The sequence below is a fragment of the Methylobacterium sp. WL18 genome (assembly GCF_008040015.1).
Lineage (GTDB): Bacteria > Pseudomonadota > Alphaproteobacteria > Rhizobiales > Beijerinckiaceae > Methylobacterium > Methylobacterium mesophilicum.
In genome coordinates, this window is sequence record NZ_VRVD01000212.1 from 1 (window position 1) to 7,506 (window position 7,506).

At 59.7% G+C, this 7,506-nt stretch carries 12 protein-coding genes; 7 read left to right on the top strand and 5 right to left on the bottom strand.

Annotated elements, in window-relative coordinates; all coding sequences use genetic code 11:
* The first annotated feature begins 206 nt into the window (after positions 1-206).
* A complete protein-coding gene (locus tag FV228_RS15740) occupies positions 207-1,694 on the top strand; it encodes a tyrosine-type recombinase/integrase (protein WP_147855482.1) in 1,488 nt (495 codons plus the stop codon).
* A gap of 28 nt (positions 1,695-1,722) precedes the next feature.
* Here the strand turns inward: FV228_RS15740 and FV228_RS15745 are convergent, their stop codons facing one another.
* Positions 1,723-2,001: a hypothetical protein gene (locus FV228_RS15745; protein WP_147855483.1), complete on the bottom strand. Its 279-nt coding sequence runs from the start codon at positions 1,999-2,001 to the stop codon at positions 1,723-1,725.
* Positions 2,002-2,044: 43 nt separating this feature from the next.
* Positions 2,045-2,665, bottom strand: a complete 621-nt coding sequence (locus FV228_RS33145) for a ParA family protein (protein ID WP_187277770.1) — start codon at positions 2,663-2,665, stop codon at positions 2,045-2,047.
* Positions 2,666-2,789: 124 nt separating this feature from the next.
* Between FV228_RS33145 and FV228_RS33150 the strand changes: the two genes are divergently transcribed.
* From FV228_RS33150 to FV228_RS34815, 6 genes are all read left to right on the top strand, one after another.
* Entirely contained in the window at positions 2,790-2,957 is a 168-nt protein-coding gene (locus FV228_RS33150; RefSeq protein WP_187277771.1) for a hypothetical protein, read from the top strand.
* Positions 2,954-3,076: a hypothetical protein gene (locus tag FV228_RS34810; RefSeq protein WP_281406501.1), complete on the top strand. Its 123-nt coding sequence runs from the start codon at positions 2,954-2,956 to the stop codon at positions 3,074-3,076. Before FV228_RS33150 ends, FV228_RS34810 begins: the two co-directional genes overlap by 4 nt.
* A gap of 722 nt (positions 3,077-3,798) precedes the next feature.
* Complete coding sequence (locus FV228_RS15755) at positions 3,799-4,821, top strand: hypothetical protein (protein ID WP_246693920.1); 1,023 nt, start codon at positions 3,799-3,801, stop codon at positions 4,819-4,821.
* Complete coding sequence (locus FV228_RS15760; RefSeq protein WP_147855486.1) at positions 4,821-5,048, top strand: hypothetical protein; 228 nt, start codon at positions 4,821-4,823, stop codon at positions 5,046-5,048. The genes FV228_RS15755 and FV228_RS15760 overlap by 1 nt, the downstream gene beginning before the upstream one ends.
* Positions 5,045-5,524 carry a molecular chaperone DnaJ gene (locus FV228_RS15765; RefSeq protein ID WP_147855487.1) on the top strand — a complete coding sequence of 160 codons (480 nt, stop codon included), beginning with the start codon at positions 5,045-5,047 and terminating at the stop codon, positions 5,522-5,524. The genes FV228_RS15760 and FV228_RS15765 overlap by 4 nt, the downstream gene beginning before the upstream one ends.
* Positions 5,524-5,649: a hypothetical protein gene (locus FV228_RS34815; RefSeq protein WP_281406502.1), complete on the top strand. Its 126-nt coding sequence runs from the start codon at positions 5,524-5,526 to the stop codon at positions 5,647-5,649. Before FV228_RS15765 ends, FV228_RS34815 begins: the two co-directional genes overlap by 1 nt.
* A gap of 64 nt (positions 5,650-5,713) precedes the next feature.
* On the opposite strand, the gene FV228_RS15770 is transcribed toward FV228_RS34815, so the two are convergent.
* From FV228_RS15770 to FV228_RS15780, 3 genes are read right to left on the bottom strand one after another with little or no spacing between them, the layout of a single operon-like run.
* Positions 5,714-5,998 (bottom strand): hypothetical protein, encoded by a 285-nt coding sequence (locus FV228_RS15770; protein WP_147855488.1) that lies wholly within the window; start codon positions 5,996-5,998, stop codon positions 5,714-5,716.
* On the bottom strand, positions 5,995-6,246 hold the full coding sequence (locus FV228_RS15775) for a hypothetical protein (protein WP_147855489.1): 252 nt from the start codon (positions 6,244-6,246) through the stop codon (positions 5,995-5,997). The genes FV228_RS15770 and FV228_RS15775 overlap by 4 nt, the downstream gene beginning before the upstream one ends.
* On the bottom strand, positions 6,243-7,244 hold the full coding sequence (locus FV228_RS15780) for a hypothetical protein (protein WP_147855490.1): 1,002 nt from the start codon (positions 7,242-7,244) through the stop codon (positions 6,243-6,245). The genes FV228_RS15775 and FV228_RS15780 overlap by 4 nt, the downstream gene beginning before the upstream one ends.
* Positions 7,245-7,506: the final 262 nt, after the last annotated feature.

Below are 7,506 nucleotides of genomic sequence, written 5' to 3' on the forward strand. Positions count from 1 at the left end.
GATGCTGTCGGGCTCCGGGCGGCACACGCGCTTCGTCGAGGGGCCGCGGCTCGCCGACGTCGCCGGCCTGTCCTCCACGGAGGGAAAACCAACTGCACGGTTACGAAAATTGTTTATTTAAATCAGAGAGCTATTTTGTCTTTGTCGTTTTTTTAATCCTGCCTCTGGGGCTGTCCCTGAAGGGGCTCAGTAAGGAGATCGGTGACATGGCCAAGGGAAAGCGCGGGCCGATCGACTACATCCGGAAGCGGTCCGGAACGAAGAATTTGTGGTTCCGCTATCAGTTTCCGGTGGGAATGGGCTGGGGGAACTACGAGAGAACGCTCGGAACACCGGACTTGAAGACCGCCAGGGAGCGCGCGGCTTCCCACTTGATGAAGTGTGTTGCCTGGGTCGAGGAGTATAAGACGCGGATAAAACCGTCCGAGGAGCGCCGACAGGTGACAACCCTGAGTTGGCGATATCCCCCGGATCTCAAAGGGCAGCACACGCTTCCAGACGGTCGGACAATCCAAGTCATGGATGGCATGTGTCTAATAGCCGCACAAAATGGACCGGTGTCAGAAATGATGCCGAACCTTGTTCGCAGCCCGGTCGAGGGGGTCTTCTGGACCCGCGCCGAGTACCAAGCCGCTTTAGATGACGGCCACTTGGGAGACGGACAACTTTTGGAATGGGACTGCCCCGGCTGGCGTGGCGAGGCCATTGCTCTACCGGAAGGCGTCAGGACGCTAGAGCAAGCCCGCGCGCTGCTCGATGGCGGTCTTATCCCTGACGACAGGCCCGTCCATCGGTCGAAACCGCGTCCTTGCGCCGACGATGAGTTCCTAGAGATCTACCTCAAACACCGGGTCATCAGAGGTAAGAATGAGTCCGAGGCGCGGCGGTCCTGGGCAGATTTCCGGATGCTTACCAATGGGAAGCCACTCAAAGACTGTGATCGTGCAGACGGACGAAAGCTCGCAGACTACTATTTTGCTCAAGGGGATAAAAGTGGGACAGTTAAGAAGAAAATCATGTGGCTTAGGGCGATGGTTCGACTTGCCATGATGGATTTTAAGCCCAAAATTACATTCAATCCGTTCGAAAATGTTATTCCTAATATTCAGGATGCAATCCAGCGGGAGCCGATGCCAGAAGAGGACGTGAAGCTCATTCGCGAGAACCGACATACCTTCGATGATCGGGAGTGGCTCCTCTACCTGCTGTGCGAGACTACTGGCATGCGCCGGGAAGAGGCTTACTCGATCGACCGAGACCAAGTTGAGTCCGGCGTCCGCTTCGTGATCGTTGGAAAGAAGACCCAGCAGAGTAGGCGGCGCGTGCCGCTTCCCGATGCTATCCTAAACCTGCCCGGCTTCCCAACCCGCATCAACCGGCCGCTCTTCTCTCCGCACATAACCACGGAGAAAGAGCGCGATAACGATATCACGAACCTCGGCCGTGAAGTGCTGCGTCAAATGAAGCGGATCGGGGTGAAGACGCCCGGTCTCCACACCCTGCGCCATCGAGCGAAGGATCGCCTGCGGGCAGCGGGCATTGTGCACGAGAAGCAGGAGGAGCTACTCGGTCACGAAAAAAAGACTGTCGCAGACGGTTATGGGAAAGGTTATCCGGTTCGGGTGCTGAAGAGGTGGGTTGAACACATCGGCTATACCGAAGATCGCGGCCCGCTGTCGTTCGGTCCGAAATAGATCGTGATCCCCGCCAGCCGGTATTTGATCAGCCGCCGTTCTGCTTGAGTATCCACTCCAGGCCATCTCGTAGGAGGTCCTGTTTCTGCCGCCGGGTCTCGAAAGCCACAGTCCGAAGCCGCTCGAACTGTTCCTCGGTCACGTGGAAGCCGAGGTAGTGCATACCGTCCCGCGCTCGCGCCTTAGCCCTTTCAGTCGGCGGAGGAACTGCCTGGGCCGGTTCGGGAGCAGTTTCCTGGGTCGCCTCCTTCGCGCCGAGTCGCCGGGCGAGGTTCGCCCCGATCTCGTTGTCCTTGATTCGGCCCATGCCCTTAGCCCGCGGCTTTTCGGTTGCGTAGTTTAGCGGTTTGTCAGTTTAGCTGTTGGGTCATCCAGGCGTAAAGGGCGCGGATCTCGTCGGCCGCCAAGCTCGCAGGATCGGTCTCCAGAGCCGTCCGCGAGGCGTCTTGGCTCTCGCCGTAGACGATGCGCGAGTGAATGACTTGGGGCGCAACCTTGATGCCCCGCTGGGCCAGGACGGTGCGGGTTTCGTCGGCTACGGACTTCCTCCTTAACGGGCTTTCATCGTTGAAAATCACGAAAGTAGGCTTCGCCTGGGTCGCCGCCTTGTCTACCGACCGCAGGACGGCCGTGATGTCGGCGGTCTGGATCCGAGTCGGTACGAGTACGAGGTGTGCAGCCTCAATCGCTACGCGGTCGGCCTCGCCGGTCGTCGGCGGCGTGTCGATCAGCACGAGGTCGTAGTTCCCATCCATCGAGGTCAGGATCCTGCTCAGGCGCGCTGGCTGGCTTGAGACCACGTCCGGTGGATCCTCGCCCCTGCCGTCGCTCCACTCGGCCACGGTCGCTTGAGGATCGAGGTCTACGATTGCGACGCGCTTTCCCTCTTGGATGGCCGCGACAGCGAGGTGGGTCACGAGCGTAGACTTGCCACACCCGCCCTTACGTGCCGCCATCGCCACGATATTCATGTCCGACTCAGCCTCGTTATGCTCCCAACTGGTTGAACAGAATAGCTGTAGGGCGTCAAACCGAATGAACAGCCCACTGGTTTGGTAGTTTGGGCGTTGGCTGGTTGAAGGACCACACCGAACAATGATCGAAGACCGTAGCGCTGCGCATGTCCTGGCCGCCCTCGGCCTGACGATCGACGCCACGGACCAGGAGATCGAGGCCGCCGCCCGGCGCCTGGATCCCGAGGCTGTCGAGGGCGCTGAGGACTCGATCCGCGAGATCATCCGCGAGGCGAGGGCCAGCCGGTGACCCTCGATGATCTCGATCTCCCCGCCGACATCCTGGCTGAAGCGCGGCGTATCGCCGACGATCTCGATATGTCTCCAGGATCGTCGAGCAGCTTGTCCTCGGGTGGATGGCAACCGTGATGGCTGCATGCGCTGAGGAGACCGATATCTTCACGTGCTCGTTCGACCTCTCCCCGACCGTGGCTACCGAGAAGTGAGGCGAAGACGGGTCAGCGTTGAAAGCTTGCCGTCAGCGCCCGTTGGGTGAGTGCGTTGATTGCGAAGCGTCCTCCCCAGCTAAGTCCAAACCCCTCACCGTGCTTGGCGCGGAGTTGGGCCAAAACGTCGGCACGGACACGGTCGTGATGAAGTTGGGCGTGCCGTTGCCACAGAGCGTACTCAACAAGACGACGGTACTCGATTCCTACGTCGAGGAGAGGGAGCCCTGCTTCCCGACGTAGAACCTGCCGTCGCAGGAGATCCGAGAAGATCGCCCCGCGGTCGATTTGCGGCAGAGTGGCCTGCATGTCGCCGAACGCCCTCATGCTAACGGCCGCTGCTCCGATCAGCAACTGAAGTCTGAACCTCGTTCTGAACAAGTGAGGAGCCCGACAGCCGCAACAAGCGACCTACGCAGTAGTCCACATGTTCTAAAAGCGACGTACGATCTCGATTTCAACCCGATATCATGTTATTAATAGGTAATGCCGCTATCCGGAAATGCTGATCTGATCACTGGGGATAGAAGGCCACCGGCCAGACCCTACACTGGCTGGGCTCTTGAACAGGCAGTCAATCTCGATCGAGATAATCCTGGCCTGCTGGCGGCGAGCTTTCGTTACGGCCATCAGCGACGACAGGCGATGTTCCTGCTGATGGCGCTCGTCGAGATCCTCGGCATCGATGAGATCGCCAACCACCTGCGTTCGTCAGCGATTACGCCGGAATTCGGGGACGTGACTGCTCCGATGGTTGTCGGCCAGACCGTTCTCCAAGTCCGCCGACCTCGTGATCTGGTCAGGACGATACTTGCCGGACCACCCATCGGTTTGCTCGGCGCCTTAGATAGAATTGGGCCTGAACCGTTTGGAGAACCAAGAACATATTATGAGCTTTGTCGATTGTTTCTATCGCGGGACCCTGACGATCGGCGTCGTGCCAAGGTCATCAGCCAGATCAGCGGGAACCTTGTCGGCGATCAGATCCGAATTGTCAGCATGCTTGATCCGGTTCTGCTTCATCCGGCATTCGTCGCCACTGTCTACGATGTCCGGCAGGTCGCAGAGATCCACAATGCCTTGGCCTATGTCCGCCAGCACTGTTCTGGAGCGACGGACGAGGCGATCCGGGCCTCGCTTGGTAGGATCAAACCGGGTGGCCATCGCTCGGAATTGATCAAGGGCTGGGCGGAACGTTTTGATCGAGTGCCAACTATGCTCGACACGCGCGGCGACTTGACGCTTAGAGTTATCGATAGTGCTACTGCCCTTGCTGACGCTGGACGACGCTTTCGCAATTGCCTCGCGACCAAAGTCTTCGAGACCGTGCTGGGTGTCTATTTGTACGTGGAGTACGAGCCAATTGATCCGCAGGAGCCCGGCGTGATCGCCGAGTTGCGGCGGACCAACCAGGGCTACGTACTTGAGGGGCTCCACGCGACCAACAACCGTCGCGTGCTGCCGCATCGGGCGAGGCTTATCCGTGACAAGCTGGCCGCGCTCGGTGTTGCGATCCTGGCGCATGCGCCGGGGGATCGCGACGCGATCCATGCGGCGGCGCAGATGCTTGGCGAGCACAAGCTGATGGAGGCGGACTGCAACGGTTGGGGCGACGAGTTGCTGCCAGTCGAAGAAGATCTCGAACAACTTCTCGCGGAGGCGGCGTGATGGACGCTATTGCCCATCATCAACCCGCACCCATCCAGGCCCTGCGTAACCGGCGCGGCCGATTGATCGGCCGTCTGGAGCAGCAGCACGCCGCCGGGAAGATCGTCGCCTGTGACGCGCGTGGGCTGCTGGTTGTGGTCTACGAAAGCCGTACCAACACGACGCGAGACGCGCAGGGGTGCCTCATCGGCTTCGGCTATCAGCTTCCTGCTCTATTGGCACGATGATGGGCTGGACCGACTGGGATGCCGATCTCGAAGATGATCGTCTCGAAGCACTCCGTCCCCTCCTGGAGGAGTATGCCATCAAGGCACGGTGCGTTCTGCGGCTGGTAGATGTTTTTCTTCATAAAGAAGACCAACATCCGGATATCGCGCACGAGTACGAACGCCTCAAAGCCGACTACCACGAGGCGGTCCTCCGGATCGAAGCGCTCCAGCACCAGCTTGAGACCGCCCGCGCCTGGATCTCCACGCTTCAGACCAGGATCGCCGAGGCCGAGGATATCGAGCAACGAGAAGCGGTGTACTCCGTCGTCGGTCTGACGGTGACGGCGGAAGATGTCGTGGTAGTCGCCGCCCGTCGCGCCCTACTGGCGCATCTGCATCCCGATCGCGCTGTGGGGCAGGACAAGATCAGGATGTCGGCCCGGTTCGCGACTGCGTCGGCGGCCTTCGACAGGATCGAGAGGCTTCGTCGTTGATGACGCTGATCTCGATGGTCGTGATCGCCTACGCCTGCCGTCGCCCGCTGGCCTGGATCTCGATGCGGATGATCGCCTTCGCGGTCGGGTTCTTCGTCGGCTGGCAGTTCATGGCGCGGCGTTGATGGATCTCGCGTCGCACAAACTCTTCTCACCAGCTTGTAGCTCTTAACTGAAAGATCGTAGGCATCACTGCCTCCGGTGTCGCCGCTGTCGATGCGCGGCGGTGACGAGGTGTCCGTCATCGGCCAGGATGGCGTAGACGTGGAGCCAGGGCTCAATCATGCGCAGGCTGCGCTCGCCGCCTAGATGGCGTGCGAGGCGTCGCCGGGCGGCCTTATCGAAGATCAGGCGCTCGGCCTGACCACAGCGCTCCGGTGACCCGAATTCCTCCAGAAGTTCGATCACGAGCGGCGGGATCGCCCGCTGCTGAAGCCGCTCCTGAGCGTGAACGGTCATCGTGCTCGCGATCATGCTGACCTCCCGACGAGATGCTGTGACGGCCGCCGCGCTGGCGAACGCTGTTCGGAGCGGCGAGCCACGAGCTTGGCGACCATTTCCTGGTCCATCTGAGCGATCTCACGGAGGGTCTGTTCGGAAGCGCCGTTCGGAAACTGATCGATCGCATCCCGCCGCCAATGACCATCTCGGCGATGCAGCCATGTACCGACGCGGTTTCTGCTGTTGTGCAGTGTAGAATAGTACCCGCGCGGATAGCTCATCGCCGATCCTCCGCGCCCATGTCGCGCCGCAGACTGACCTCCAGGGCTTTTCCAGCGAATAGAGGAACGTTAAGACCGAGCGCCTCGGCAAGCTTGAGGGCTTTCTCTTGGTCAAAGCGGAAGCTGCCATCGCGCCAGGATTTCAGTTCCTCCAAACTCCAGTCGAGGCTTTTAATTCCTTTCGGCATCTGATTGATTTGGAAGTGAGCTTTGTCAGCAGAAGTAAAGTTGCTTCTCGAAATATCCTGAAAAGGATGACCAGCGATGAATGTATGAAAATGTTGATCTATAATTTGAGCTAACTCGGACGAGGTACGGACAGCTTCGAGTTTTGATTTTGCAGTGTCATCGTCACCCACCCGCCGAGGAATTGCCTTGTAACCTCGGCGGTTCCGAAGCCAGCGCAAGGCATCCTCGTGCTCGACCTGGATGGGTTTGGAGCCGGGAATGGGTTTGAGCGCGGACTCGCTCTTATCGGACATTGCGTTGCGCACGGCCCCCTCAGACATGTTCGCGAGCAAGGCCAGTTCGCGCGGCGTGAACGTGCCCTGACCGGAAACCTCAAGCTTCCAGCGAGCGACGGCCGCATCGGCGACGGTCTGGCAGTAGCCGTCCTGCTCCATGAAGCTGGCTGAGAGCGGTCGCATGGGCAGCAGGGGATCGATGTTGTCGATGTCTTGGCTCATGGGGCGCGGAATGCCGTTCATGAACGCCACGAGCGAGCCCAACTCGACTGGATGAATGTGGTGGATCAGGCTGGGTTCGAACGTGAAATCGTAGGCGAGATCAAAAGACTCGCTGATGCGGAAGCGCGCGAGATCGACCTCTGACGCGTCCAACCGCCAGTAGCTTTCGTAGACGCCCTCATCGTTCTCTGGAGGGAACCCGATGAACGCTTCCGCCGCGTCGGTCGTACCGCAGCAGACGAGGTGATCGGCTTGGTAGAGCAGGATCTCGCGAAGCTCGTCGCGCATCTGCGCCTTGGTGAACCGGGACATGTGAACCTCATGAATCACAAATTCATAAAACGAAGATACCCCTCCTGAGAACCGGCGCAAGTGGGAAAATGAAAAAATGAAACAGAAAATCATATCGCGATTTTTAGGGCTGTGATAATGACGCTTATCGAAGCCCAGTGTTGCGCGAGTCCTTCGTGAACCATCTTCCTGTCCTCGCCGCCGAGACTGCGATCGGCCCCGACCTCGAAGCCGCCGCCGTCCGTGCCGCTGGGCTCGCCCGGCAGGCCCGCGCCGCCAACAC

Excerpts from the sequence above, each read along its gene's own strand:
- FV228_RS15740 (WP_147855482.1), top strand. The coding sequence starts at position 207 with ATGGCCAAGGGAAAGCGCGGGCCGATCGACTACATCCGGAAGCGGTCC.
- FV228_RS15745 (WP_147855483.1), bottom strand. The coding sequence starts at position 2,001 with ATGGGCCGAATCAAGGACAACGAGATCGGGGCGAACCTCGCCCGGCGA.
- FV228_RS33145 (WP_187277770.1), bottom strand. The coding sequence starts at position 2,665 with ATGAATATCGTGGCGATGGCGGCACGTAAGGGCGGGTGTGGCAAGTCT.
- FV228_RS33150 (WP_187277771.1), top strand. The coding sequence starts at position 2,790 with ATGATCGAAGACCGTAGCGCTGCGCATGTCCTGGCCGCCCTCGGCCTG.
- FV228_RS15755 (WP_246693920.1), top strand. The coding sequence starts at position 3,799 with ATGTTCCTGCTGATGGCGCTCGTCGAGATCCTCGGCATCGATGAGATC.
- FV228_RS15760 (WP_147855486.1), top strand. The coding sequence starts at position 4,821 with ATGGACGCTATTGCCCATCATCAACCCGCACCCATCCAGGCCCTGCGT.
- FV228_RS15765 (WP_147855487.1), top strand. The coding sequence starts at position 5,045 with ATGATGGGCTGGACCGACTGGGATGCCGATCTCGAAGATGATCGTCTC.
- FV228_RS34815 (WP_281406502.1), top strand. The coding sequence starts at position 5,524 with ATGACGCTGATCTCGATGGTCGTGATCGCCTACGCCTGCCGTCGCCCG.
- FV228_RS15770 (WP_147855488.1), bottom strand. The coding sequence starts at position 5,998 with ATGATCGCGAGCACGATGACCGTTCACGCTCAGGAGCGGCTTCAGCAG.
- FV228_RS15775 (WP_147855489.1), bottom strand. The coding sequence starts at position 6,246 with ATGAGCTATCCGCGCGGGTACTATTCTACACTGCACAACAGCAGAAAC.
- FV228_RS15780 (WP_147855490.1), bottom strand. The coding sequence starts at position 7,244 with ATGTCCCGGTTCACCAAGGCGCAGATGCGCGACGAGCTTCGCGAGATC.